A 25,043-nucleotide genomic window follows, 5' to 3' on the forward strand; every position below is an offset into this window, starting at 1 on the left:
GCGGGGTTTTCCAAAGCAGAAGGCGCGGTGCAGGGTGCACCGCGCCTGGAGGGGTTATGGCAGGGCGTAGGCGATCACATAGTCGCCACGGTCAGTGGACTGGCGTGCACCGCCGGCGGTGATGACCACGTACTGCTTGCCGGTTTTTGGCGACACATAGGTCATCGGGCCACCTTGGCTGCCGACGGGCAGGCGGGCTTTCCAGACTTCATCACCGTTGCCGCTGTTGAAGGCGCGCAGGTAGAAGTCCTGGGTGCCGGCGATAAAGATCAGGCCGCCCTGGGTCGACAGCGTGCCGCCGAGGGTCGGCAGGCCGATCTTGATCGGCAGGTGCATGCGGATGCCCAGCGGGCCGGTGTCTTCAACGGTGCCGACGGGTACTTGCCAGGCGACCTTCTGAGTCTTCATGTCGATAGCGGTCAGGGTGCCGAATGGCGGCGCCTGGCACGGAATGCCGGCCACCGACAGGAAGCGGTTTTTGTTCACCGCATACGGTGTGCCTTTGAGCGGCACGGCGCCCATGCCGGTGTTCAGCGCTTCGCCACCGGACGAGGTTTGGGCATTTTTCTGCGCCGGCACCATCTGGATCCACAGGCCCAGGCGCATGTCGTTGACGAAGATAAAGCCGTGCACCGGGTCGGTGGAAATACTGCCCCAGTTCATGCCGCCCAGGGAGCCGGGGAAGCTCAGGGATTTATCGGTGCCCGGCGCGGTATACAGGCCGTCGTAGCGCATGCCTTTGAAGTCGATGCGGCACAGCAACTGATCGTACGGGGTGGCGCCCCACATGTCCGATTCAGTCAGGGTCTGTGCGCCGATCTGCGGCATGCCCACCGATTTAGGCTGGGTCGGCGAGTACGGCTCGTTGGGGATGTTGGCCGCCTTGACCGGGACTTCTTTTACGTCAGTCAGTGGTTGGCCGGTGGCGCGGTCGAGCACATAGATCTGCCCGGCCTTGGTGCCGATCACCACCGCGGGTACAGCCTTGTCACTGCCCGGTGGGGTGAAGTCGATCAGGCTCGGCTGCATCGGCAGGTCGAAGTCCCACAGGTCGTTGTGGACGGTCTGGTAGACCCACTTTTCAGCACCGCTGGAGGCATCCAGGGCCAGTACCGAGGCGCCGTATTTGTGGTTGAGCTGGGTGCGCTCTACGCCGTAGATGTCGGTGGACGAGCTGCCCATCGGCAGGAAAATCGTGTTCATCCGCGGGTCGTAGGACATCGGCGCCCAGCTGTTCGGCGTGCTGCGCACATAGGTGCTGTCGCCAGTCGGGGCCTGTTTGTCTTGCGGGTTGCCCGGGTCGAAGGCCCAGCGCATTTGGCCGCTGATCACGTCAAAACCACGGATCACGCCGCCTGGCATGTCGGTCTGCACGTTATCCGCGACACGGCCGCCGACGACAACGGTGGTGCCGGCGATCAATGGGGCGGAGGAGAGCTGGTAGTAGCTGTCTGGCACATTGCCCAGGCCGGCTTTCAAATCCACTTGGCCGTGGGTGCCGAAGTCTTCGCAGAATTTACCGGTGTCGGCATCGACCGCGATCAGGCGTGCATCAATGGTGTTGGTCAGCAGGCGACGCTGGCACTGCGCACCGGGCGCAACCGTGGCCGCAATGATCGGCGAGCTGTTGGGCTGGGTCGGTTGGGCAATCGGCGCGCTGGCATCGAAGTACGCCATGCCACGGCAACGCTGCCACACCGCCGATTTGGCGTTGACTTCGTTCTTCCACAGCTCTTTGCCGGTGTCGGCGTCAAGGGCGATCAGGTTGTTGTGCGGCGTGCAGATGAACACTTTGTTGCCGATCTGCAGGGGCGTCAGTTGATCTTCGGCGCCGTTGCCGTCGCTGATCGCCACGTCACCGGTGTGGTAGGTCCAGGCGACTTTGAGCGTGTTGACGGTGTCGCGGTTGATCTGGTCCAGCGCCGCAAAACGGCTGCCGCCTTCGGTGTTGCCGTAGTGCGCCCAATCTTTCTGCGCATCGGCCGCAGCCACGGGCGTGACGCCTGGGCCGGCACCGGTCGGGGCGACGCTTGGGTGGGCGACAAACATATTGCCCGCTGCCACCGCCACGCCGACCGCCAACACGGCAGCGACGCCATAGGCACCGCGTGCAGGCTTGCCGACCAGCAGCGGATACACCAGCGCCACGACCATGCCGATGGCTGCAAACATGAACACGCGCGAGAACAGCGGCCAGAACACCAGGCCCACATCCGCCACGGCCCAAATGGCTGTGCCGACCAGGAACGCGGCAAACAACCACGCGCCGGCCGGTTTGCTGCGGGCAATCAACAGCCCGGCAAGCGCCATCGCCACGCCGCCGATCAGGAAGTACCAGGAACCGCCCAGGCTGACCAATTTGGCGCCGCCGACGGCGAGGGCGAGGCCGAGCAGGGCGATGATAACGCCCAGGCCCAGCAGTAAGAATCTAGAGGCGCCAGTGGCGCGCGATGCTCGTTTCATGTCGAAAGGACTCGAATGTGAGAGGGCAAAGACGCGATTTTAGCAAGATAAGTAACTGGTTAGTACATTAGAGTCCTGCAATAGACTATTACAGGTGCTGCGATGATGGGCTGAGGCTAAATGTCGCGTGTGTGGGGGGGAGTGTAGGTCGCTTTGCTGATTTTGGCGGGAGGCGTACGTCGAGGCAGAATGTGGGCGCGAGCAAACTCGATCCTGCATTCTGCCTCGACGTTGAAGCTGCTTAGAACTTGAACCGGCCCACCAACCCCTTGAGCTGACCGGAAATATCCGTCAAACGACCTGACCCAGTCTGCGCCGAGTGGGCGAAGCCTTCGACCAGTTGTGCATCGGCATGGATCTGCGCGATGTGGCGGTTGATCTCTTCGGCCACTTGGTGCTGCTCCTCGGCGGCCGTGGCGATCTGGGTGTTCTGGTCGCGGATCGAGTCCACCGAACCACGGATCTTGTCGAAGCTGTCGCGGGCCTGCTGGATGCGTTCCACGCTGGTGTGGGACACCAGCAGGCTACCTTGCATCTGCTGCGTGACTTCCTGGGTGCGGCGGGCGAGGTTGCCCAGCAGGCTGTCGATTTCACCGGTGGAATCCGCCGTACGGCGCGCCAGGGCGCGGACTTCGTCGGCTACCACGGCGAAGCCGCGGCCCTGGTCACCGGCACGTGCGGCTTCAATCGCGGCGTTGAGTGCCAGCAGGTTGGTCTGCTCGGCAATCGAGCGGATGGTGTCGAGGATGGTGTTGATGTTCTGGCTGTCCTGCTCCAGCAGTTGCATGGTCTGGGTCGACTTCTGCAGGTCTTCGCTGAGCTTGAGCACACTGCCGGTGGCTTCGCCGATGTGGTGCTGGCCGTCGTGCACGTCGCGGTAGCCTTCGTCGGCACTGGTGGCTGCGGCGCTGCACGAGCGTGCGACTTCGTTGGCAGTGGCGACCATTTCGTTGAACGCAGTGCTCACCAGCTCCACCGCTTCACGCTGGCGACCGGCGGCCTGGTTCATATTGTTGGCCACTTCACTGGTGTCGGCGGCGGCGGTTTGCAGGTCGGAGGAGGCGTTGCCGATGCGCTGCACCAACTGCGCAATCATGCTCAGGAACTGGTTGAACCAGCCCGCGAGGGTGGCGGTTTCGTCCTTGCCCTGTACCTTGAGTTGGCGCGTGAGGTCGCCTTCGCCTTCGGCGATTTCTTGCAGGCCCTCGGCCACGCCACGGATCGGACGCACGATGACGCTGGCGAAACTGGCCCCGACAATCGCAAAGACCACCGCCAGCGCGGCGGCAATTGCTGCGATCAGCCAGGTGAGGCTGGTGGCGCCGGCCATCACTTCGTCACGTTTGATCAGGCCGATAAAGCGCCAGCCCAGGTCTTTGGAACTGACCACGTTGGCCATGTAGGCCACGCCGTCGATGTCGATCTGGGTCACACCGTCGCCGCGCTTGGACAGTTCGGCGTAGTTGGGGCCCAGGTCGGCCAGGGGCTTGAAGTTATGCTTGGCATCGCTGGGGTCTACCAGCACGTTGCCGTTGGCTTCCACCAGCATCAGGTAGCCGCTGTCGCCCAGCTTGATGTTGCGCACCAGCTCGGTGAGCTGCTTGAGCGACACGTCCAGGCCAACCACGCCCAGGATGTTGCCAGTGGCATCGGCGACGGTGTGCACGGTGCCGATCAATACGACGTCGTCCGGCGCCCAGTAATAGGCGCCAGTGCGCACGGTAGCGCCCGGTGCGGCGATGGCGGCTTTGTACCAAGGGCGCACGCGTGGGTCGTAGTTGTTAAGTTTGGTGTCGTCCGGCCAGCTGGCGTAACCACCATCGCTTAGGCCCAAGGACAGGTAGGCGGTGCTCGGATGGCTTTTGGCGAATTGGTCGAAGATATCCAGCAGTTCTTTGTTGGTGGGCGTGAGGGGAATCTGTGCGGCGTCGGCGCCGGCGTAGCTCTTCAGACCCTTGGCCGCGATAACGCGCGGGTCCTTGGCCATAAAGTCGACGTTCTGGCTGATGCCGTCGAAAAACTGCTTCATGCCATTGTCGATCTGGCGGATCTCGCGGCCGCTGCTGTCGAGGAAATTGGCCTGGGCCCCCTCGCGCAGGTTCAACACTACCAACACGGCGACCAGGATGACGGGGACGCACGCGATAGCCGCGAACGCCCAGGTCAGCTTCTGCTTGATATTCATGACTTCACCTGCGGAGTATTTATAGTTTTGGCAAGGCAGTGGGTAGCGCAGAGCGTCGCATGTGTTGTTATGAGGGGGTGTGGCCCATGCGTACCCCCGGTTTATCGACCGAGGAGTCACGCACTTTAGGGCTGGTTTGGTGATCAGCCGATTTGGTCGTCGGCCAGGGCGTCGCGGCGCATCGATTGCAGGTTTTTTTCGATGGTTTCGCAGATGGCTTCCATCTGGATCTGGTGTTCGCTGGAGCGGAACGGGCTTTGCAGATCGGTGCCGATGCGTTCGATGGCCAGCAGCATAAAGCCCACCACCGTGGATGCCAGCGGGGTGAACCAGCCCAAGGATTCCACGAGCCCCACCGGTACGATCAGGCAGAACAGCGAGATGAACAGCCGCGGGAAATACACGTACGGGTAGGGCAGTGGCGTGTTGGCAATGCGCTCCATGCCGCCTTGGGCGTTGGACAGGTCCACCAGGGTCGACTCCAGCCGCGCCAGGCGAATGCTGTCCAGGTGGCCGGCCTTGTATTCGCGGGCCAATATCGCCGCCGAGCCGGTAAGAATGTCGTTGGCAAAGTTATTGGTGGCGCCGTTGCGCGCGAACTCCTCGGTCGGGATAAATGCGCGCACTTCATCCGGGCATGGCTCGCCCTTGAGGTGCGCGGCCAGGCAATTTACGTAAGCCACGTGGCGGCGCAGCAGGGTGGATTTGACCGGGTTCACTTCGCTGCCGGGGTCGTCCAGCAGCGTTAGCACCTGGCGCGCAAAGCTGCGCGAGTTGTTGACCATCGCGCCCCACAGCGTGCGGGCCTCCCACCAGCGGTTATAGGCGCTGCTGTTGCGAAAACTGATCAACACAATCAGCGCCGAACCCAGCAAGGTGAGCGGCATCAGCGGCAAGTTGACCTTGGCGTTGAGAAACAGCATGAAATCCACCGTCACGGCGATATCCCACAGCAACAGCCAGAACAGCGACCAGCCTACGTAGCCCATGGTCTTGATGATCAGGCGGTACTTTTTGATGATGGCGGCTTTCAAACGACAACCTCGCGGTAAGCGGTAAGCAACAGTGCCTTAGCTCGGACGCCGGGTTGGGGGGAAGGTTCGCTGGGGAACTGAAACGGTTAAGCCAGTTCGGGATGTTGGAACAATTTTGGTAGCGACGATGTCCTTTTGCTTAATCGCGATAGATTGCGCTCAAGGCAAAACGCCATTACCGGTACTGCATTGAGATCAGTGAATCCAAGTTGTTTGATCAGGGCTCTTTCTCATGTGTGGCAGTTCGTTGAAGTTGGCGATGGAACATACGGCGCAGGCGTTTGAGCGCCATGTGGAATTTGAAGCCTGTGTGCGTAATCATTACACAATGTTACTGGGGCCCTATTCAAAAAGAGCGTTTTTCTACAAGACGGCACTGAAGTTCAACCGTTTGATGGTGTCCTTTACGTTATTGAGCACGTATTTCTCCCAACCGGTGCCATTGCTGTCGCACGTGAAAGAGTTTTGCGTGGCGCGCAGGTTCTGTTCGAAAAACAGCCTGGAATCGATATTTCTGCTGTTCAGGGCGTTGGGCTTCATGAAGGTGGCGGGGCATCCGGATGACAGCCGCTTGCGCGTGTTCAGCCCGTCGTCCCAGGCCTGTCGGGAAATCAGGCTGATGCTCGCGTCGGTGGTCGAACCACTGGCGGTGATGTGCGCCGATGAAGCGGTTTGCCGCGACTTGAACGCGTTGGATGACCGTGCGTACCTCGCCCGTTACTTCAAAGGTTATTCGACGCTGCTCACTGACAATCTGACGATTGATCTGTTGCTGCCTGACTGTTATTGGCTGGTAAAACGCGATGCTGGGCATATGTTGATGTTGGCGATTTATAACGACGCGTGTTCCCTGGATAACCAGGGCGCAAGTTTCAGGGCGTCGTCGTATCTTTCAATCGCCGAGCAATTGTCCGTGTCTAAAACCCACGTTATTCGTCTGGTTCAGGAAGGCGCTGACAGGGGTTATTTCAAAATTCACTCAAAGACAATACTCGAGGTGTTACCACCGTTTATTCATCTGGTAAGACGCTTTATGGCGTATTCGTTTGCAACTTGCTTGCTCAGTCTGCAATTGAGTCAGGCCGACAGTCAGTAGGCTACTTATTTGCAAGGAGTGAAGGGGTGCCAGCTATTTTGAAACTCAGGCCACGGATGCAAAGGCTATTGTCGCCCGCGATCGCACAGGCCGAGCTTATCGGGATTATTGCGTGGGTTGGAGTGCTGATGGCTGATCACGCTAAGCTGCTGGGCGTGCAGGCCGTCATTGTCACCCTCTGTCTGGTCGTTGTGTATCGGCTTCACCGACGCGTCACTCACTATTACGTGTGGCGGGCGCTGGGGTTGGTCTACATGGCGCTGTTGACGGCCGGGTTTACCTACGTCGTTCGCACCGACCCGCAGTTGCAGGTGTTTGCCTTGCCGCTGGCAGTGACCTTGGTGGCGTGCAGTGCAATTCTGTTTATCGCGGTCCAGGACTTTCTGGTGTGCGCGATCGCGGTGTGGTTAATGACCTGGCCCCATATTCCGGTAGGCCTTTACCAAGGCGTCGACATCTACTTGTTCATCTTTTGCGCGGCGTCCGTTTCGATTGGCTGCGTTCTTAATGTGTCCTACCTGAAAAACCTGCGCTCGGTGTTGTTGGTCGAGAGTGAGTTTCGGGTACTGGCTGAAACAGACTACCTGACCTCCATCCTGAATCGACGCGCCTTTATGGAGAGCTTCGCCGCGTTGCTTGCGGCAGGCGAGAGCGGCTATTTCATGATGTTGGACATCGATAGCTTCAAGTTGAAGAACGACCAGTTCGGCCACGATGTCGGCGACACGATCCTCTGCGCTATGGCCGGTTGCCTCAAATCCACACCGGGCAGCTATAGCTTCGGCAGGATCGGCGGCGAGGAGTTCGGTGTGCTGTTGGTGGGCGATGACCCTTCAGTCGCCAGTGATTTCGCGCTACGTCTGTTGCAGTCGATCCGTTGCAGTGTGGCCCCGCCTCACCACTACACCTGCAGCGCGGGCATGGCGCGGTTTTCGGCGGGTGCCGATCTATCGGCGGTGCTCAAATGTGCCGACCGCAACCTGTATGCCTCCAAGCACAACGGCAAAGACCGCGTGTACCTGGACGGTGAGGCAATCAGCCTCAGTGCTGGCTGAGAACACTGGCGAGCAACCCCGGAAACCGACTGTCCAGCTCTTCTCTGCGCAACGAGTTCAGATGGGTCGTGCCCACGCTGCGGGTGTGCACCAGGCCGGCATCGCGCAATACCCGGAAGTGGTGGGACATGCTCGACTTGGGGCGCCCACCGTCCAACTCGCCACAGGTTGCCTCTGGCACGCCGGCCAGGCAGCGGACGATGTCCAGGCGCACCGGATCACTCAGGGCGTACAGCAGACGCTCTAAGGTCAAGTCTTGAAGGGCAGGGTGTTTGAAGGCTCGCATGGGGACGGATGATAACAGGGGGGTATCGCTGAATACCATTGTTCGATTACCATCGAACTATCGAATCACCCACTTGCTGCTGGAGTCCCCATGTCCGCTCTGTTCCAACCCTTCACGCTCAAAGACGTGACCCTGCGTAACCGAATCGCCATTCCGCCGATGTGCCAATACATGGCCGACGACGGCATCGTCAACGACTGGCACCACGTGCACCTGGCCGGCATGGCCCGTGGCGGCGCTGGTTTGTTGGTGGTCGAGGCCACTGCCGTTGCGCCTGAAGGCCGTATCACACCGGGCTGCGCGGGTATCTGGAGCGATGCACACGCCCAGGCGTTCGTGCCAATGGTCCAGGCCATCAAGGCCGCAGGTTCGGTCCCCGGCATCCAGATTGCCCACGCGGGTCGCAAAGCCAGCGCCAACCGTCCGTGGGAAGGGGATGACCATATTTCGTCCGCCGACGACCGCAGCTGGGAAACCATTGCGCCCTCGGCCATCGCTTTTGGTGCGAACCTGCCCAACGTACCGCGTGCCATGACCCTGGAAGACATCGCTCGGGTTAAACAGGACTTCGTCGACGCCGCCCGTCGTGCCCGTGACGCCGGTTTCGAGTGGATCGAGCTGCACTTCGCCCACGGTTACCTGGCCCAGAGCTTCTTCTCCGAGCATTCCAACCAGCGCACCGACGCCTACGGTGGCAGCTTCGACAACCGCAGCCGCTTCCTCCTGGAAACCCTGGCCGCCGTGCGCGAAGTCTGGCCGGAAAACCTGCCATTGACCGCGCGTTTCGGCGTGATCGAATACGACGGCCGTGACGAGCAGACCCTCACCGAATCCATCGAACTGGCACGTAATTTCAAAGCCGGTGGCCTGGACCTGCTGAGCGTCAGCGTCGGTTTCACCATTCCCGACACGAACATCCCGTGGGGCCCGGCTTTTATGGGCCCGATTGCCGAGCGCGTGCGCCGCGAAGCCGGTATCCCGGTGACGTCGGCGTGGGGGTTTGGTACGCCGCAACTGGCAGAAGGCGCGTTGCAGGCGGGGCATCTGGACTTGGTCTCGGTGGGCCGTGCGCACCTGGCCGACCCGCATTGGGCGTACTTTGCAGCCAAGGAGCTGGGCGTGGACAAGTCTTCCTGGACCTTGCCGGCGCCTTATGCGCATTGGTTGGAGCGGTATCGCTGAGGCGAGCCACGCAGTGTCGGGAGCCACTCAATCGAGTGGCTTTTCTTTAACTTGATTTTGATACAAAGCAGATACGTAAAAAATAACGAATGAGAATAGATATCAAACGAGAATGCGATGGTATAGCATGCCCCGCGAATTCTTGGCAGGTTTGCCGCCCCATCTGGCTCATTCACTAGGTCCAACATCCATGCGTCGTACCCTGATTTCAATCTGCGTGTTGCAGGCGTTTTCCCCTTTCACCTGGGCAGACGTCGCGCCCACCGAGCAAACCAGCCTGGAGTTGCAAGCGACCAACGTGACGGGTACGGCGGACTATGAAACAGCTCAGGGACCGGTCAAGGGCTACCATGCAACACGCTCAGCCAGTGCGACGCGCACCGACACTTCGATTCATGAAACCCCGCAGTCCATCAGCGTGGTGTCCAAGGATGTGGTCGAGGACATCGGCGCGACCCGCCTGCAAGATGCCCTCGACTATGCTGGCGGCGTCGGCCGTGCCAACAACTTTGGTGGCCAGGGCCTGACCACCTTCACCGTGCGCGGCTTTACCACCGGCGAGTTCTACCGCAACGGCTTCCCGATCAACCGTGGCTACCCGAACATGCCGGATGCCAACACCATTGAACGTCTCGAAGTGCTGCGCGGCCCGGCGACCATGCTCTACGGCCGCGGCGATCCAGGCGGCACTTTCAACGTAGTGTCCAAGCAGCCGCTGGCCGAGCGCACCGTGACCCTCGGCAGCCAGTTGAATGACCAAGGCATGAAACGCGGCACCTTGGATGCCTCCGGCCCGCTGGATGACGAAGGTCGCCTGGCCTATCGCCTGAACGTCGTAGGCGAGGGTGGTGACACCTTTCGTGACCATGTGGAAACCGAACGCTACGGCGTGACGCCGGTAATCACCTGGCAAGCTACCGATGAAACGAAGGTGATCTTTGAAGGCGACTTCATGCGTAACAATCATCCGTTGGATCGTGGCCTGACGCGTTTTGCCACGCAGAAAGGCACCGCATCCCGCGATACCTTCTGGGGTGATAAAGACGTCGGCAAGTTACACAACGACAACAACATGGCCCAGCTGCGTTTCGAGCACATGCTCAACGAAGACTGGACCCTGAGCGGTGGTTTTCAGTGGTTGGACGGCACGCTCCAAGGCAATGCCATCGAGGCCAACAGCCTGGCTGCCGACGGCCACACTCTCAACCGCAACTTCAACTACCGCAAGCTGGAATGGACCGACAAGGACTACCAGCTCAACCTCACCGGGCGTTTCTCCACTGGCGGCTTCGAACACACCTTGCTGACCGGCATCGAGTATGAGGACTACGACTACAAGTCGATCATTCAGCGTTCCGCCGCCGCCTACACCAGCGATATCTTCAACCCGGTCTACGGCAAGCCGCGTCCTGCCTTGGTCAACACGCCGACGAACGACAAAGAAAACCTCAAGACCTACGCCGCCTTCGTCCAGGACCAGGTCGCCCTGACCGAGCGCTTGAAAGTGCTGGCGGGCGCCCGTTTCGAGCGGTTTGAGCATAAGTACGAGACGTACGTCGCCAATACCAAGAGCTGGGAGGCCAGCGATAACGCCGTGACGCCACGTGTCGGCTTGATCTACGACCTCACCGACTCCCTCGCCGTGTACGCCGATGCAGCGCGTTCATTCAAGCCGAATACGGGAGCCACTCGGACCGGTGAAGGCTTTGAGCCGGAGAAGGGCAAGTCTTATGAAATGGGCATCAAGTGGGAGGCGCTGGATCACCAGTTGAGCGTCGACGCTGCGGTTTACCAGATCGACAAAAAGAATGTCCTGACTACCGATCCGCTGGATACCAACTCCAGGGTCGCCGCCGGCCAGGTCCGCAGTCGCGGTTTTGACTTGAACGTCGCTGGCAACCTCACCCCCGAGTGGCGCGTAATTGGCGGCTACGCCTACGTGGACGCCGAAGTCACCAAGGACAACACCCTGCGCGCCGGCACCCACCTGGCCAACATTCCGCGCAACAGCTTCAGCCTGCTAAACGTGTATGAATTCCAGGATGGCAGCCTCAAGGGGCTGGGGCTGGGAGCAGGTGCGAAATACGTGGATGAGCGCGTCGGCCAGACCTCCAACACGCCGTTCACGATGGACGCCTACACCGTGGTCGACCTGCTCGGCTACTACAAGGTCAACGAGAAAGTCCGGCTCAACTTGGACGTGAAGAACCTGTTCAACCGCGAGTATGAAGAGGGCGCGTTCGGCAACATCTACGCCTACCCAGGCGCCCCGCGCACAGTCCAGGTCGGCATCGCCTACACGCTATAACGACCGACACACACCCAATGTGGGAGGGGGCAAGCCCCCTCCCACATTGGGTGTGTGTTACGCCTTGAAGTCAGAGCGGCGTGAGCACATTCATCACCGTATCCAACGCCACCCGCGTGTCATCCAACTGCACCAGCGACGCATGCCGTGCACCCAGTGCATCGCGGTTCTGGATCGCGGTGAGGATCGCCTTGTGCCGGGGCAGGCTCAGGCCTTGGATATCCGGACGGCGGTTGGTGATGTTGATCGACTCGCGCAGCGGCAACGACAGCATGTTGCACATATAGGCGAGCAGGTCGTTGCGCGTGGCATCGGCAATGGCGCGGTGGAAGTCCAGGTCGGCCTGCAACAGGTCGTCGTGGGTCTTCGCGGTCTCCATGCCTTGGTAGGCTTTTTCGATGATGGCGATGTCTTCATCGGTCGCCGTGGTGGCGGCCATGGCGGCGATTTCCGGTTCGAGGATGCGCCGCACACCAGCCAGGGTATTGAAGAACTCACTGTGGGGCGTGGACTGCATCAACCACGACAACACGTCCGGGTCGAGCAGGTGCCACTTCAGCCGGGGCCGCACCACCGCACCCACCCGCGGCTTGGAATACACCAGGCCCTTGGCGCTGAGCACACGCGTGGCTTCGCGCAGCACCGAGCGGCTGACCTTGTACTCCTCGCAGAGCGTGGCCTCCATGGGCAGTCTTTCTTCGGGCTTGAAGCGGCCGGAAACGATGTGCATGCCCAAGTCCTGAACGATCTGGGCATGCATGCTCTTGCGCGGCTTGGGCGGCTGGTGATCCATAACGACAGGGATGCTCTGGCTTAAATTCGCGGCATCATAGCATCCCAATTAGTGGGAATGACGGGGGACTTCCGCCCCCCGGCAACCCACCAGGAAGTCAAAGTCGCAGCCCTGGTCCGCCTGCAACACATGGTCGATGTAAAGCTGGCGGTAGCCGCCGACGATCAGCTTTTGCGGCGGCGCAAGGTCAGCCATGCGCGCCGCCAGCTCTGCGTCGGGGATGTCCAGGTGCAAACGGCCGTTGGCGCAGTCCAGTTCGATCCAGTCACCTTCCTTCACCGTGGCCAACGGCCCGCCCGCAGCGGCTTCCGGTGCCACGTGCAACACCACGGTGCCGTACGCCGTGCCGCTCATGCGCGCATCGGAAATACGCACCATATCCGTCACACCCTGGGCCAGCAGCTTGGCCGGCAACCCCATGTTGCCGACTTCGGCCATGCCCGGATAACCCTTGGGCCCGCAGTTCTTCATGACCAGGATCGAGTTGGCGTCCACGTCCAGCTCCGGGTCGTTGATGCGCGCCTTGTACATGTCGAAATTCTCGAACACCACTGCACGGCCGCGATGCTGCATCAGCTCCGGACTGGCCGCCGACGGCTTGAGCACCGCGCCCAATGGCGCGAGGTTGCCGCGCAGCACGCAGATGCCGCCGTCGGCGCGGATCGGGTTGTCCAGTGTGCGGATCACTTCGTCCTGGCCGTAGATCGGCGAGTCCTTGGTGTTCTCGCCCAGGGATTTGCCGTTGACGGTCAGCGCGTTCGGGTGCGGGATCAGGTTGGCTTCGCCCAGACGGCGCAGTACGGCGGGCAGGCCACCGGCATAGTAGAACTCTTCCATCAGGAAGCGGCCCGACGGCTGCAGGTCGACGATGGTCGGCATGCCACGGCCCATGCGGGTCCAGTCGTCCAGATCGAGCTCGACGCCGATGCGCCCGGCGATGGCTTTGAGGTGGATCACCGCGTTGGTCGAGCCGCCGATGGCCGCGTTCACCCGGATCGCGTTTTCAAAGGCCTCTTTAGTGAGGATCTTCGAGAGTTTCAAGTCTTCACGCACCATCTCTACCGCACGCATGCCCGACATATGCGCCAGCACGTAACGCCGCGCATCCACCGCCGGAATCGCCGCGTTGTGCGGCAGCGAAGTCCCGAGTGCCTCGGCCATGCACGCCATGGTCGACGCGGTGCCCATCGTGTTGCAGGTGCCCGCCGAACGGGACATGCCGCCCTCGGCCGCGAGGAAATCATCCAGGGTGATGGTGCCGGCCTTCACTTGTTCGCTGAGCTGCCACACCACGGTGCCCGAACCGATGTCCTGGCCCTTGTGCTTGCCATTGAGCATCGGCCCGCCAGTGACCACGATGGCCGGCACGTCGCAACTGGCGGCCCCCATCAGCAGGGCGGGGGTGGTCTTGTCGCAGCCGGTCAGCAACACCACGCCGTCAATCGGGTTGCCGCGAATCGCTTCCTCCACGTCCATGCTCGCCAGGTTGCGCGTCAGCATGGCGGTGGGGCGCAGGTTGGATTCGCCGTTGGAGAACACCGGGAATTCCACCGGGAAGCCACCGGCCTCGATCACGCCGCGTTTGACGTGCTCGGCGATCTGGCGGAAATGCGCGTTGCACGGGGTCAGCTCCGACCAGGTGTTGCAGATACCGATGATCGGCTTGCCATGGAACTGATGGTCGGCAATGCCCTGGTTCTTCATCCAGCTGCGGTACATGAAGCCGTTCTTGTCGGCGGTACCAAACCACTGGGCGGAGCGTAGGCCGGGCTTTTTATCAGACATGATCGATTCTCTTATTGTATGACTATATGTTCTCTCTACGGCTAAACATAAGCGCAAAATGTTCGCTTTGGAAGAGTTGTTTTGCAAATAGTCCTACTATATAGTCTGGCTTAACTGAGGTATGACCCTGGCGGATTTTCCGCGAGAGGCATCCCCGATTCCTATAAGAACAACAATCGGAGATCGACCCCATGAGCGAGGAATTGCGGCTTATCCGGCGCATCACGCTGAAACTGATTCCCTTCCTGATCCTGCTGTACCTGATTGCCTATGTGGACCGCTCCGCCGTGGGCTTTGCCAAGTTGCACATGGGCGCCGACGTCGGCATCGGTGATGCGGCCTATGGCTTGGGCGCGGGGTTGTTCTTCATCGGCTACTTCCTGTTCGAGATCCCCAGTAACCTGATGCTCGACCGCTTCGGTGCGCGGCGCTGGTTCGCACGCATCATGATCACCTGGGGCGCGATCACCATCGGCATGGCGTTCGTGCAGGGGCCGCACAGCTTCTATGTCATGCGTTTTTTGCTGGGTGCGGCCGAAGCCGGCTTCTTCCCAGGCGTGCTGTACTACATCACCCAGTGGTTCCCGGTGCGCCATCGCGGCAAGATCCTCGGGTTGTTTATCCTCTCGCAGCCCATCGCAATGATGATCACCGGCCCGGTGTCCGGCGGCTTGCTGGGCATGGACGGCATCCTTGGCCTGCACGGCTGGCAGTGGCTGTTTATCGTGATCGGCACCCCGGCGATCCTGCTGACCTGGCCGGTGCTGCGGTACCTGCCGGATGGCCCCAAGCAGGTCAAGTGGATGACCGACGCCGAAAAAACCTGGCTGACCGACGAACTCAACAAAGACCTGCAAGCCTACGGCCAGACCCGCCACGGCAACCCCTTGCATGCGCTCAAGGACAAACGCGTGTTGCTGCTGGCGCTGTTCTACCTGCCGGTGACGCTGAGCATCTACGGCCTGGGGCTGTGGCTGCCGACGCTGATCAAGCAGTTCGGCGGCAGCGACCTCACCACCGGCTTCATCTCGGCGGTGCCGTACATCTTCGGCATTATTGGTTTGCTGATTATCCCGCGCAGTTCCGACCGCTTGAATGACCGCTACGGCCACCTTGCCGTGCTGTATGTGCTGGGCGCCATCGGCCTGTTCTGCAGCGCCTGGCTGAGTGTGCCGGTGCTGCAAATGGCGGCGCTGTGCCTGGCGGCATTCGCGATGTTCTCGTGCACGGCGGTGTTCTGGACCTTGCCGGGGCGCTTCTTCGCCGGCGCCAGTGCGGCGGCGGGCATCGCGTTGATCAACTCGGTGGGCAACCTCGGCGGCTATATCGGCCCGTTCGTGATCGGCGCGCTCAAGGAATACACCGGCAACCTCGCCTCGGGCTTGTACTTCCTGTCCGGGGTGATGGTCTTCGGGCTGCTGCTGACCGGCGTGGTCTATCGCCTGTTGGAGCGCAAGCACGTGCTCCCCGCCGACCAGTTCGCCGCCAGCGCCCGTGGCGCCACACGTACTTAATCTAGGAGAACCTTCATGCGTTTAGTGCAGTTCGAACTCAATAATGGCGAGCGCCGCGTCGGCGTGGTGGACGGCAACCAACTGCGTGAAGTGTGCAGCGCCCATAGCGTGCGCGAACTGGCGCTGGCCGCCATCGAAGCGGGCGTCAAGTTGCAGCAGCAGGTCGACAGCCTGGGCCTGGGCGACAGCCATGACTACGCAGCGCTGCTCGCCGAACAGAAAATCCTGCCGCCCCTGGACCACCCCGATCCGGCCCATATGTTGATCAGCGGCACCGGCCTGACCCACCTGGGCAGCGCCTCGGCGCGGGACAAAATGCACCAGGGCGGTGACGACAGCGCCTTGACCGACACCATGCGCATCTTCAAGTGGGGCGTGGAGGGTGGCAAGCCCGCTGCCGGCCAGGCCGGTGTGCAGCCGGAGTGGTTCTATAAAGGCGACGGCAGCATCGTGGTGCGCCCAGGCCAGGCCTTCCCGGTGCCGCCATTTGCCGAAGATGCCGGTGAAGAGCCGGAAATCGGTGGCCTCTACGTGATCGGCCACGACAGCAAACCCTATCGCCTGGGCTTCGCGGTGGGCAACGAGTTCTCCGACCATGTAATGGAGCGCAAGAACTACCTGTACCTGGCCCATTCCAAGCTGCGCAGTTGCAGCTACGGCCCGGAGTTGCGCGTCGGCGAACTGCCCCAGCACCTGGCCGGCACCAGCCGCATCCTGCGCAATGGCGAGGAAATCTGGCGGAACGAATTCCTCAGTGGCGAGGCCAATATGTGCCACAGCCTGGAAAACCTCGAATACCACCACTTCAAATACAGCCAGTTCCTCAAGCCGGGCGACGTGCACATTCACTTCTTCGGCACCGCCACCTTGTCATTCGCCGACGGTATACGTACCCAACCGGGGGATGTGTTCGAGATCAGCCAGGCTGAGTTCGGCGCGCCGTTGATCAACAGTGTCGGCAGCGTCGATGCGGTGTTCGAACCCGGCAATGTCATCACCCTTTAAGGAGCGCAACATGACCCAGTTTCTCGGCCACAACTTCATCGGCGGCCAGCGCAGCGCCAACGGCAGCGTAACGCTGCACAGCGTCGACGCCACCACCGGCGAAGCCTTGCCCCAGGCTTTCTACCAGGCCACCGCGCAGGAAGTCGACGCCGCCGCCCAGGCCGCCGCGCAGGCTTACCCGGCGTACCGCGCGTTGAGCGCCGCACGACGTGCACAGTTCCTGGATGCGATCGCCGACGAGTTGGATGCGCTGAGTGATAACTTCGTTGAGTTGGTCTGCCGCGAAACCGCCTTGCCTGCGGCGCGCATCAAGGGCGAGCGCGGGCGCACCAGCGGCCAGATGCGCCTGTTCGCCACGGTGCTGCGTCGTGGGGATTTCTACGGCGCCCGCATCGACAAAGCCCTGCCGGATCGCCAACCATTGCCGCGTCCGGACCTGCGTCAATACCGCATCGGCCTCGGCCCGGTGGCGGTGTTTGGCGCGAGCAATTTCCCCCTGGCATTCTCCACCGCAGGCGGCGACACCGCCGCCGCGCTGGCCGCCGGTTGCCCGGTGGTGTTCAAGGCACACAGCGGGCATATGGCGACGGCTGAACAGGTGGCCAATGCAATCATCCGCGCCGCTGAAGCGACCGAGATGCCTGCCGGTGTGTTCAATATGATCTTTGGCGGCGGCGTCGGCGAGGCGCTGGTCAAGCACCCGGCGATCCAGGCCGTGGGCTTCACTGGCTCCCTCAAAGGTGGCCGCGCCCTGTGCGATATGGCCGCAGCGCGCCCGCAACCGATCCCGGTGTTTGCCGAGATGTCGAGCATCAACCCGGTGATCGTGTTGCCCCAGGCTCTGCAGGCTCGGGCCGAGACCGTTGCCCGTGACCTCACCGCGTCGGTGGTGCAAGGCTGTGGCCAGTTCTGCACCAACCCTGGCCTGGTGATCGGCATTGCCTCGTCGGAATTCACCGCGTTCACCCAGCAGGTGGCGCACTTGATCGGCGAGCAACCGGCGCAAACCATGCTCAACGCCGGCACTTTGAGCAGCTATGGCAAGGGCCTGGAAAAACTCCTCTCGCACCCTGGCATCCAACACCTGGCGGGCAGCACCCAGGCGGGCAATCAGGCGCAACCGCAGCTGTTCAAGGCCGATGTGCGCCTGTTGCTCGATGGCGATGAAGTGCTGCAAGAAGAAGTCTTCGGCCCCACCACGGTGTTTATCGAAGTGGCGGACCAGGCCCAACTCAGCGCCGCGTTGCACGGCCTGCACGGTCAGCTCACCGCGACGATCATTGGCGAGCCGGCAGACTTTCAGCAGTTCGCCGAACTCACGCCGCTGCTGGAACAGAAAGTCGGGCGCATCCTGCTCAACGGCTACCCGACCGGCGTGGAAGTCTGCGATTCGATGGTGCACGGCGGCCCGTATCCGGCGACGTCCGATGCCCGCGGCACCTCGGTCGGCACCTTGGCCATCGACCGTTTCCTGCGCCCGGTGTGCTTCCAGAATTACCCTGATAGCCTGCTGCCCGACGCGTTGAAAAACGCTAACCCGTTGCGTATCCAGCGGCTGGTGGATGGCACCCCATCGCGCGATTCGCTGTAAGGAACCCGGAGGTTTCATGTCGTGTAAGGCCGTCACTGCACACCGTGCGCAATTGGGCGAAGGCCCGTTCTGGGATGCGCCCACCCAGGCGCTGTACTGGGTCAATATTGCCGGCAAACAAGCCTTGCGCCTGATGGACGGGCAGTTGCAGACCTGGCAGTTGCCCGAGCATGTCTCGGCGTTTATCCCGTGTGAAAGCGGCGATGCGTTGGTGACGTTGAGCAGCGGTGTCTACCGCCTGGACCTGGCCACCGAAGCCCTGACCCTGCTGTGCGTGGCCGACCCGCAACCGGGCAACCGTGGCAATGAAGCACGCTGCGATGCCCAGGGTCGGCTGTGGCTGGGCACCATGCAGAACAACATCGGCGAACACGGCGAAGACCTGCCGCTCACACGGCGTTCCGGTGGCCTGTTTCGCATCGACGCCGATGGGCTGGTCACGCCGTTGCTGAGCGGCCTGGGCATTCCCAACACCTTGCTCTGGAACGAGGAGGGCAGCCGGGTGCACTTTGGCGACAGCATGGATGGCACGCTCTATCGGCATGCCATCCAGCCCGATGGCCAGCTCGAACCGGCGCAGGTCTGGTTCGGCCCGCACACACGCGGCGGCCCGGATGGCTCGGCGATGGATGCCGAAGGCTATATCTGGAATGCCCGTTGGGACGGCAGTTGCCTGCTGCGCCTGACGCCCGATGGCGAGGTGGACCGCATCATTGAGCTGCCCGTCAGCCGGCCCACCAGTTGCGTATTCGGTGGGCCCGACCTCACCACGCTTTACATCACCAGTGCCGCCAGCCCATTGGATCACCCTCTGGATGGTGCGCTGCTAGCCATCGAAGTGGATATACCCGGCAAACCTTGCCATCGCTTTGCCGGTTAACCCCCAAGACTCAAAAACAACAACAAGAGGTGTCGTTCATGAAAAAAGCTCTACGCGTCCTTGCCGCCGCCGTTGCTTTAAGCAGCCTCAGCAGCATCGCCTCCGCCGAAGAAGTCAAGATCGGCTTTTTGGTCAAACAGGCCGAAGAACCCTGGTTCCAGACCGAATGGGCCTTCGCCGAAAAAGCCGGTAAGGAACACGGTTTTACCGTGATCAAGATCGCCGTGCCCGATGGCGAAAAGACCCTTTCCGCCATCGACAGCCTGGCCGCCAACGGCGCCAAGGGCTTTGTGATCTGCCCGCCGGACGTGTCACTCGGCCCGGCCATCGTGGCCAAGGCCAAGCTCAATGGCTTGAAAGTCATGGCGGTGGATGACCGCTTCGTCGATGCCAAGGGCAACTTCATGGAGGACGTGCCGTACCTGGGCATGGCTGCGTTTGAAGTCGGCCAGAAACAAGGCGCCGCCATGGCCGCCGAAGCGAAAAAACGTGGCTGGGATTGGAAGGACACCTACGCGGTGATCAACACCTTCAATGAACTCGACACCGGTAAAAAACGCACCGACGGCTCGATCAAATCCCTCGAAGAAGCCGGCATCCCCAAAGACCACATCCTCACCGCCGCGCTGAAAACCCTCGACGTGCCGGGCAGCATGGATGCCACCAACTCGGCGCTGGTCAAACTGCCCAGCGGCGCGAAAAACCTGATCATCGGCGGCATGAATGACAACACCGTGCTCGGCGGCGTGCGCGCCACGGAAAGCGCCGGCTTCAAGGCGGCCAACGTGATCGGCATCGGCATCAACGGCACCGACGCCATCGGCGAACTGAAAAAGGCCGACAGCGGCTTCTTCGGCTCGATGCTGCCGAGCCCGCATATCGAGGGCTACAACACCGCGCTGATGATGTACGAGTGGGTCACCAAAGGTACCGAACCACCGAAGTACACCGCGATGGATGAAGTGACCCTGATCACCCGCGCCAACTTCCAGGAAGAACTGACCAAGATCGGGCTGTGGAAATGACCGCTGCGGCCCTGCGGTTCGAGGGGATCGGCAAAACCTTTCCCGGGGTCAAGGCGCTGGACGGCATCAGCTTCAGCGCCCAGCCGGGGCAGGTGCACGCGTTGATGGGCGAGAACGGCGCGGGCAAGTCGACGCTGCTGAAAATCCTCGGCGGCGCCTACATTCCCAGCAGCGGCACGGTGCAGATCGGCGAGCAGACCATGGCGTTCAAATGCGCGGCGGACAGCATCGCCAGTGGCGTCGCGGTGATCCACCAGGAGCTGCACCTGGTGCCGGAAATGAGCGTGGCCGAGAACCTGTTCCTCGGCCATCTGCCGTCGCGTTTTGGCGTGGTTAACCGGGGGCTGCTGCGTAAGCAGGCCCTGGCCTGCCTCAAGGGTCTGGCGGATGAGATCGACCCTGAAGAAAAGCTCGGCCGGCTGTCCCTGGGCCAACGCCAACTGGTGGAAATCGCCAAGGCGTTGTCCCGTGGCGCCCATGTGATTGCCTTCGACGAGCCCACCAGCAGCCTGTCGGCGCGGGAGATCGACCGCTTGATGGCGATCATCACGCGCCTGCGCGATGAGGGCAAAGTGGTGCTCTACGTGTCGCACCGCATGGAAGAAGTGTTCCGCATTTGCAACGCAGTGACGGTGTTCAAGGACGGCCGTTACGTGCGCACCTTTGACGACATGAGCGCCTTGAGTCACGACCAGTTGGTGACGTGCATGGTCGGTCGCGACATTCAGGACATCTACGACTACCGCCCGCGTGAGCAGGGTGAGGTGGCGCTCAAGGTGGATGCTCTGCTGGGCCCAGGCCTGCGCGAGCCGATCAGTTTCGAGGTGCGCAAGGGCGAGATTCTTGGGCTGTTCGGCTTGGTCGGGGCAGGGCGCACGGAGCTGTTCCGCTTGCTCAGCGGTTTGGAGCGCAGCAGTGCCGGCAGCCTTGAGTTGTGCGGCGAAACATTGCAACTGCGCTCCCCGCGTGACGCCATCGCCGCCGGTGTTTTGTTGTGCCCGGAAGACCGCAAGAAGGAAGGCATCATTCCGCTTTCCAGCGTCGCCGAGAACATCAATATCAGCGCCCGTGGCGCCCATTCTGCGTTCGGTTGGTTGCTGCGCGATAGCTGGGAAACAGGCAACGCCGACCAGCAAATCAAGGCGATGAAAGTCAAGACCCCGGATGCACAACAGAAAATCATGTACCTGTCCGGCGGCAATCAGCAGAAGGCTATTTTGGGCCGCTGGCTGTCGATGCCGATGAAGGTCTTGCTGCTGGATGAGCCGACGCGGGGCATCGACATCGGCGCCAAGTCGGAGATTTACCAGATCATCCACAACCTCGCGGCCAGCGGCATTGCGGTGATTGTGGTGTCCAGCGATTTGATGGAAGTGATGGGCATTTCCGACCGCATCCTGGTGCTGTGCGAAGGCGCCCTGCGCGGTGAGCAAACCCGTGCACACGCCACTGAATCCAACCTGCTGCAGCTGGCCCTGCCGCGCCGCGTGACGAACTGAGAGACGACCATGACCACTCAAAACAACGCGTTGCCAACCGCACGCAAACCCCTCGACCTGCGTGCATTGCTCGACAACTGGGCGATGCTGTTGGCCGCGGTGGGCATCTTTGTGCTGTGCGCCTTGCTGATCGACAACTTCCTCTCACCGCTGAACATGCGCGGCCTGGGCCTGGCGATTTCCACCGTCGGCATCGCCGCCTGCACCATGCTGTTCTGCCTGGCGTCGGGGCACTTCGACCTGTCTGTAGGTTCGGTGATTGCCTGCGCCGGCGTGGTGGCGGCGATTGTGATGCGCGACACCGAAAGCGTCATGCTAGGCATCGGCGCTGCGCTGCTGATGGGCCTGATCGTCGGGTTGATCAACGGCATCGTCATCGCCAAGCTGCGGGTCAATGCGTTGATCACCACCTTGGCGACCATGCAGATCGTGCGCGGCCTGGCCTACATCTTTGCCGACGGCAAAGCGGTTGGCGTGTCCCAAGAGCAGTTCTTCGTATTCGGCAACGGCCAGTTGTTCGGCGTGCCGGTGCCGATCCTGATCACCATTGTGTGCTTCGTGTTTTTCGGCTGGCTGCTGAACTACACCACGTATGGGCGCAACACTATGGCCATCGGCGGCAACCCGGAAGCGGCGTTGCTGGCGGGGGTGAACGTTGATCGCACCAAGATCCTGATCTTCGCCGTACACGGCCTGATCGGCGCACTGGCCGGCGTAATCCTCGCCTCGCGCATGACCTCGGGCCAGCCGATGATCGGCCAGGGTTTTGAACTCACGGTGATCTCGGCATGCGTGCTGGGCGGGGTGTCGTTGAGCGGCGGGATTGGCATGATCCGGCATGTGATTGCGGGGGTGTTGATTTTGGCGATCATTGAGAATGCGATGAACCTGAAGAACATCGACACGTTTTATCAGTACGTAATTCGCGGCTCGATCCTGCTGCTGGCGGTGGTCATCGACCGCATGAAACAACGCTGATCCCTCGCCATGTGAAGGCTAATGTGGGAGGGACGGTGCGACGATTCGACTTGCCCCTCCCACAGTTTTAATCGGCGGAGAATTTGAACACGGTGTTCTGGCTGTAGGTTTGCCCTGGGTTCAACCGAGTCGAAGCAAACTTCGGCTGGTTAGGCGCATCCGGAAAGTGCTGCGTCTCCAAGGTAAACCCACTCCAGTGCAGGTAAGTCTTGCCGCCTTTACCCTTGACGGAACCATCCAGGAAGTTGCTGGTGTAGAACTGCACCCCCGGTTCGCTGGTGTACAGCTGCAAGCGCCGGCCCGACTCAGGGTCATGCACCTCGGCGGCAAGCTTTTTGACGTCGCCCTGGGTGTCCAGCGCCCAGTTGAAGTCAAAACCGCCTTGTTTCGGCTCGGCAAACTTGAGCTGCGGATGATCGGCCTTGATGTGCTGGCCGATCGGCGTAGGTTTCAGGAAGTCCATCGGTGTGCCTTTGACCGGCGCCAGTTCGCCCGTCGGGATCAACGTGGCATTCACCGGGGTGTAATGGCTGGCATGCAAGGTAGCGACCTGCTTGAGGATGTCGCCGTTACCCGCGCCGGCCAGGTTGAAGTAGCTGTGGTTGGTCAGGTTGAGCACCGTGGGTTTGTCGGTGGTGGCCTGGTAGTCGATGTGCAGTTCGTTGTTGTCGTTGAGGCGGTAGGTGACTTCGGTCTTCAGGTTGCCGGGAAAGCCCATCTCACCGTCCTTGGACAGGTAGCTCAGCTTCACGCCGACCGAGCCCTTGTCCTTGACCGACTCGGCCTTCCACACCTGCTTGTCAAACCCTTGGGCGCCGCCATGCAGGGAGTTGGGGCCATCGTTGAGCGGCACTTGGTAGCGCTTGCCGTCGAGTTCAAAGGCGCCGCCCGCCAGGCGGTTGCCGAAGCGGCCGATGGTCGCGCCGAAAAACGCCGTGCCCGCCTGGTAGCCCTGCACATCGTCGAAGCCGAGCACCACGTCGTCGACCTTGCCGTGTTTGTCCGGCACCTTGAGCGACTGCAACACACCGCCGTAGGTGATGACGGTGGCTTGCATGCCGTGGCTGTTGCGCAGGATGTACTGCTCGACGGGTGTGCCGTCGTTGGTCTTGCCGAAGGGTTTGTGTTCGCTGGACAGCCCTGCCGCCTGGGCGCCGCCGCTGGCAACCAGCAGGGACATGGCCAGGCCCGAAAGCAGGTATCGAGGGTGCTTCATGGTCGAACTTCCTTTTGTTGTTTTGAGTGGAATAGTTCTACTAATAGCGATATTTTGTCGGTGTGACAGCGAATTTATAGCCTTTAACGCCGATTTCGTAAAATAAAATAAGACTAATTGATCGAGGCAACCGTTATATGAGTACTGCACAGGCTGTTTATCCCGACCTTGAAGGCAAAACCGTGCTGGTGTCGGGTGGTGCCTCGGGCATCGGCGAATTCATGGTGCGCGCCTTTGCCGCGCAAGGCGCCAAAGTCGGCTTTGTGGACCGTGCGCAAAGCCAGGGTGAGCGCCTGGCGGCGTTGTTGAGTTCGAAGGGGCATACCGTGGAGTTCGTGTGCTGCGACATTACCGATGAAATCGCCTACAAGGCCGCCATCGAGCGTTTCGAGCATTCGCTGGGGCCGATCACCGTGCTGGTGAACAACGCCGCCAATGACGTGCGCCACACCCTGGAAGAAGTCGATTCGCAAATGTTCGACCGGCTGATCTCGGTCAACCTCAAGCACGCCTTCTTCGCGGCCAAGGCGGTGGTGCCGATGATGAAAGCGGCCGGTGGCGGCGCGATCATCAACCTGGGCTCGGTTGGCTGGATGATGGCCTCCGCCGGCTACCCGGTATACGCCGCCAGCAAGGCGGCCGCCCACGGCATGACCCGAGGCTTGGCGCGCGAACTGGGGCCTCACCGCATTCGCGTCAACACGCTGGTGCCGGGGTGGGTCATGACCGAGAAGCAATTGGCGATGTGGGTGGACGACGCGGCCAAGGAACTGATCGCCCGCAGCCAGTGCCTGCCCGGCAGCGTGATGCCGGAACACATCGCCAACATGGCGTTGTTCCTCGCCTCGGATGCCTCGGCGATGTGCTCGGCACAAAACTTTATTGTGGATGGCGGTTGGGTCTGAGCCTGACTCAATCCTTCATGCAACCCAGGCCAATGTGGGAGGAGGCTTGCCCCCGATAGCGGTGGTTCAGGCAGTGCTTCTATAACTGACCCACCCTTATCGGGGCATGGGTATCTACACAACTTCCAGTGAATACGGAATCTATGGCAATCAGGCTTCTGTGGTGAGCGGGGCAAGCCCGCTCACCACAGAGTTATGTGTCAGCCTTTAAGAGTTGTGTAGATACCTATGCTTATCGGGGGC

At 61.4% G+C, this 25,043-nt stretch carries 19 protein-coding genes; 12 read left to right on the top strand and 7 right to left on the bottom strand.

Features of this window, described 5'->3' with window-relative positions; genetic code table 11:
* Positions 1–54: 54 nt before the first annotated feature.
* The 3 genes from PspS35_RS11925 to PspS35_RS11935 form a co-directional block, all read right to left on the bottom strand.
* Positions 55–2,463, bottom strand: coding sequence for a glucose/quinate/shikimate family membrane-bound PQQ-dependent dehydrogenase (locus PspS35_RS11925; RefSeq protein WP_159934659.1), 2,409 nt, complete (start codon positions 2,461–2,463; stop codon positions 55–57).
* A 241-nt stretch (positions 2,464–2,704) separates the two neighbouring features.
* Positions 2,705–4,648: a methyl-accepting chemotaxis protein gene (locus tag PspS35_RS11930; RefSeq protein ID WP_159934661.1), complete on the bottom strand. Its 1,944-nt coding sequence runs from the start codon at positions 4,646–4,648 to the stop codon at positions 2,705–2,707.
* 143 nt (positions 4,649–4,791) lie between these two features.
* The gene (locus PspS35_RS11935) at positions 4,792–5,682 is read right to left on the bottom strand and encodes a bestrophin family ion channel (protein WP_159934663.1); all 891 of its coding nucleotides are present in this window, start codon (positions 5,680–5,682) and stop codon (positions 4,792–4,794) included.
* A 259-nt stretch (positions 5,683–5,941) separates the two neighbouring features.
* Between PspS35_RS11935 and PspS35_RS11940 the strand changes: the two genes are divergently transcribed.
* Both PspS35_RS11940 and PspS35_RS11945 read left to right on the top strand, forming a co-directional pair.
* On the top strand, positions 5,942–6,778 hold the full coding sequence (locus PspS35_RS11940; RefSeq protein ID WP_159934665.1) for a hypothetical protein: 837 nt from the start codon (positions 5,942–5,944) through the stop codon (positions 6,776–6,778).
* A gap of 26 nt (positions 6,779–6,804) precedes the next feature.
* Positions 6,805–7,833 carry a GGDEF domain-containing protein gene (locus PspS35_RS11945; protein WP_174244804.1) on the top strand — a complete coding sequence of 343 codons (1,029 nt, stop codon included), beginning with the start codon at positions 6,805–6,807 and terminating at the stop codon, positions 7,831–7,833.
* Here the strand turns inward: PspS35_RS11945 and PspS35_RS11950 are convergent.
* Positions 7,820–8,119, bottom strand: coding sequence for a helix-turn-helix domain-containing protein (locus tag PspS35_RS11950; RefSeq protein ID WP_159934667.1), 300 nt, complete (start codon positions 8,117–8,119; stop codon positions 7,820–7,822). The genes PspS35_RS11945 and PspS35_RS11950 overlap by 14 nt on opposite strands.
* A 90-nt stretch (positions 8,120–8,209) precedes the next feature.
* Here PspS35_RS11950 and PspS35_RS11955 point away from each other — a divergent pair, with 90 nt between their 5' ends.
* Together PspS35_RS11955 and PspS35_RS11960 are read left to right on the top strand one after the other, a co-directional pair.
* On the top strand, positions 8,210–9,301 hold the full coding sequence (locus PspS35_RS11955; RefSeq protein WP_159934669.1) for an NADH:flavin oxidoreductase/NADH oxidase: 1,092 nt from the start codon (positions 8,210–8,212) through the stop codon (positions 9,299–9,301).
* Between the two features lie 190 nt (positions 9,302–9,491).
* Positions 9,492–11,609 carry a TonB-dependent siderophore receptor gene (locus PspS35_RS11960; RefSeq protein ID WP_159934671.1) on the top strand — a complete coding sequence of 706 codons (2,118 nt, stop codon included), beginning with the start codon at positions 9,492–9,494 and terminating at the stop codon, positions 11,607–11,609.
* A gap of 70 nt (positions 11,610–11,679) precedes the next feature.
* Here PspS35_RS11960 and PspS35_RS11965 read toward each other — a convergent pair whose 3' ends face one another.
* Both PspS35_RS11965 and PspS35_RS11970 read right to left on the bottom strand, forming a co-directional pair.
* The gene (locus PspS35_RS11965) at positions 11,680–12,402 is read right to left on the bottom strand and encodes a FadR/GntR family transcriptional regulator (protein WP_159934673.1); all 723 of its coding nucleotides are present in this window, start codon (positions 12,400–12,402) and stop codon (positions 11,680–11,682) included.
* 48 nt (positions 12,403–12,450) lie between these two features.
* Positions 12,451–14,187, bottom strand: coding sequence for an IlvD/Edd family dehydratase (locus tag PspS35_RS11970; protein WP_159934675.1), 1,737 nt, complete (start codon positions 14,185–14,187; stop codon positions 12,451–12,453).
* Positions 14,188–14,378: 191 nt separating this feature from the next.
* On the opposite strand from PspS35_RS11970, the gene PspS35_RS11975 reads away from it, so the two are divergent.
* The 7 genes from PspS35_RS11975 to araH are packed head-to-tail and all read left to right on the top strand — an operon-like array spanning position 14,379 to position 22,679.
* Entirely contained in the window at positions 14,379–15,701 is a 1,323-nt protein-coding gene (locus tag PspS35_RS11975; RefSeq protein ID WP_159934677.1) for an MFS transporter, read from the top strand.
* A gap of 15 nt (positions 15,702–15,716) precedes the next feature.
* Entirely contained in the window at positions 15,717–16,706 is a 990-nt protein-coding gene (gene araD1, locus PspS35_RS11980) for an AraD1 family protein (protein WP_159934679.1), read from the top strand.
* A 10-nt stretch (positions 16,707–16,716) separates the two neighbouring features.
* A complete protein-coding gene (locus tag PspS35_RS11985) occupies positions 16,717–18,297 on the top strand; it encodes an aldehyde dehydrogenase (NADP(+)) (RefSeq protein ID WP_159934681.1) in 1,581 nt (526 codons plus the stop codon).
* Between the two features lie 16 nt (positions 18,298–18,313).
* Positions 18,314–19,177, top strand: a complete 864-nt coding sequence (locus PspS35_RS11990; protein ID WP_159934683.1) for an SMP-30/gluconolactonase/LRE family protein — start codon at positions 18,314–18,316, stop codon at positions 19,175–19,177.
* Positions 19,178–19,215: 38 nt separating this feature from the next.
* Positions 19,216–20,202 carry a substrate-binding domain-containing protein gene (locus tag PspS35_RS11995; RefSeq protein ID WP_159934685.1) on the top strand — a complete coding sequence of 329 codons (987 nt, stop codon included), beginning with the start codon at positions 19,216–19,218 and terminating at the stop codon, positions 20,200–20,202.
* On the top strand, positions 20,199–21,701 hold the full coding sequence (gene araG, locus PspS35_RS12000) for an L-arabinose ABC transporter ATP-binding protein AraG (RefSeq protein ID WP_159934687.1): 1,503 nt from the start codon (positions 20,199–20,201) through the stop codon (positions 21,699–21,701). The genes PspS35_RS11995 and araG overlap by 4 nt, the downstream gene beginning before the upstream one ends.
* A gap of 9 nt (positions 21,702–21,710) precedes the next feature.
* Positions 21,711–22,679, top strand: coding sequence for an L-arabinose ABC transporter permease AraH (gene araH, locus PspS35_RS12005; protein ID WP_159934689.1), 969 nt, complete (start codon positions 21,711–21,713; stop codon positions 22,677–22,679).
* A 67-nt stretch (positions 22,680–22,746) separates the two neighbouring features.
* On the opposite strand, the gene PspS35_RS12010 is transcribed toward araH, so the two are convergent.
* On the bottom strand, positions 22,747–23,895 hold the full coding sequence (locus PspS35_RS12010; protein ID WP_159934691.1) for an aldose epimerase family protein: 1,149 nt from the start codon (positions 23,893–23,895) through the stop codon (positions 22,747–22,749).
* Positions 23,896–24,032: 137 nt separating this feature from the next.
* Between PspS35_RS12010 and PspS35_RS12015 the strand changes: the two genes are divergently transcribed.
* Entirely contained in the window at positions 24,033–24,800 is a 768-nt protein-coding gene (locus PspS35_RS12015; protein ID WP_159934693.1) for an SDR family oxidoreductase, read from the top strand.
* Positions 24,801–25,043: the final 243 nt, after the last annotated feature.

Source organism: Pseudomonas sp. S35 (assembly GCF_009866765.1).
GTDB lineage: Bacteria > Pseudomonadota > Gammaproteobacteria > Pseudomonadales > Pseudomonadaceae > Aquipseudomonas.

Excerpts from the sequence above, each read along its gene's own strand:
- PspS35_RS11925 (WP_159934659.1), bottom strand. The coding sequence starts at position 2,463 with ATGAAACGAGCATCGCGCGCCACTGGCGCCTCTAGATTCTTACTGCTG.
- PspS35_RS11930 (WP_159934661.1), bottom strand. The coding sequence starts at position 4,648 with ATGAATATCAAGCAGAAGCTGACCTGGGCGTTCGCGGCTATCGCGTGC.
- PspS35_RS11940 (WP_159934665.1), top strand. The coding sequence starts at position 5,942 with ATGGAACATACGGCGCAGGCGTTTGAGCGCCATGTGGAATTTGAAGCC.
- PspS35_RS11950 (WP_159934667.1), bottom strand. The coding sequence starts at position 8,119 with ATGCGAGCCTTCAAACACCCTGCCCTTCAAGACTTGACCTTAGAGCGT.
- PspS35_RS11955 (WP_159934669.1), top strand. The coding sequence starts at position 8,210 with ATGTCCGCTCTGTTCCAACCCTTCACGCTCAAAGACGTGACCCTGCGT.
- PspS35_RS11960 (WP_159934671.1), top strand. The coding sequence starts at position 9,492 with ATGCGTCGTACCCTGATTTCAATCTGCGTGTTGCAGGCGTTTTCCCCT.
- PspS35_RS11965 (WP_159934673.1), bottom strand. The coding sequence starts at position 12,402 with ATGGATCACCAGCCGCCCAAGCCGCGCAAGAGCATGCATGCCCAGATC.
- PspS35_RS11970 (WP_159934675.1), bottom strand. The coding sequence starts at position 14,187 with ATGTCTGATAAAAAGCCCGGCCTACGCTCCGCCCAGTGGTTTGGTACC.
- PspS35_RS11975 (WP_159934677.1), top strand. The coding sequence starts at position 14,379 with ATGAGCGAGGAATTGCGGCTTATCCGGCGCATCACGCTGAAACTGATT.
- araD1 (WP_159934679.1), top strand. The coding sequence starts at position 15,717 with ATGCGTTTAGTGCAGTTCGAACTCAATAATGGCGAGCGCCGCGTCGGC.
- PspS35_RS11985 (WP_159934681.1), top strand. The coding sequence starts at position 16,717 with ATGACCCAGTTTCTCGGCCACAACTTCATCGGCGGCCAGCGCAGCGCC.
- PspS35_RS11990 (WP_159934683.1), top strand. The coding sequence starts at position 18,314 with ATGTCGTGTAAGGCCGTCACTGCACACCGTGCGCAATTGGGCGAAGGC.
- PspS35_RS11995 (WP_159934685.1), top strand. The coding sequence starts at position 19,216 with ATGAAAAAAGCTCTACGCGTCCTTGCCGCCGCCGTTGCTTTAAGCAGC.
- araG (WP_159934687.1), top strand. The coding sequence starts at position 20,199 with ATGACCGCTGCGGCCCTGCGGTTCGAGGGGATCGGCAAAACCTTTCCC.
- araH (WP_159934689.1), top strand. The coding sequence starts at position 21,711 with ATGACCACTCAAAACAACGCGTTGCCAACCGCACGCAAACCCCTCGAC.
- PspS35_RS12010 (WP_159934691.1), bottom strand. The coding sequence starts at position 23,895 with ATGAAGCACCCTCGATACCTGCTTTCGGGCCTGGCCATGTCCCTGCTG.
- PspS35_RS12015 (WP_159934693.1), top strand. The coding sequence starts at position 24,033 with ATGAGTACTGCACAGGCTGTTTATCCCGACCTTGAAGGCAAAACCGTG.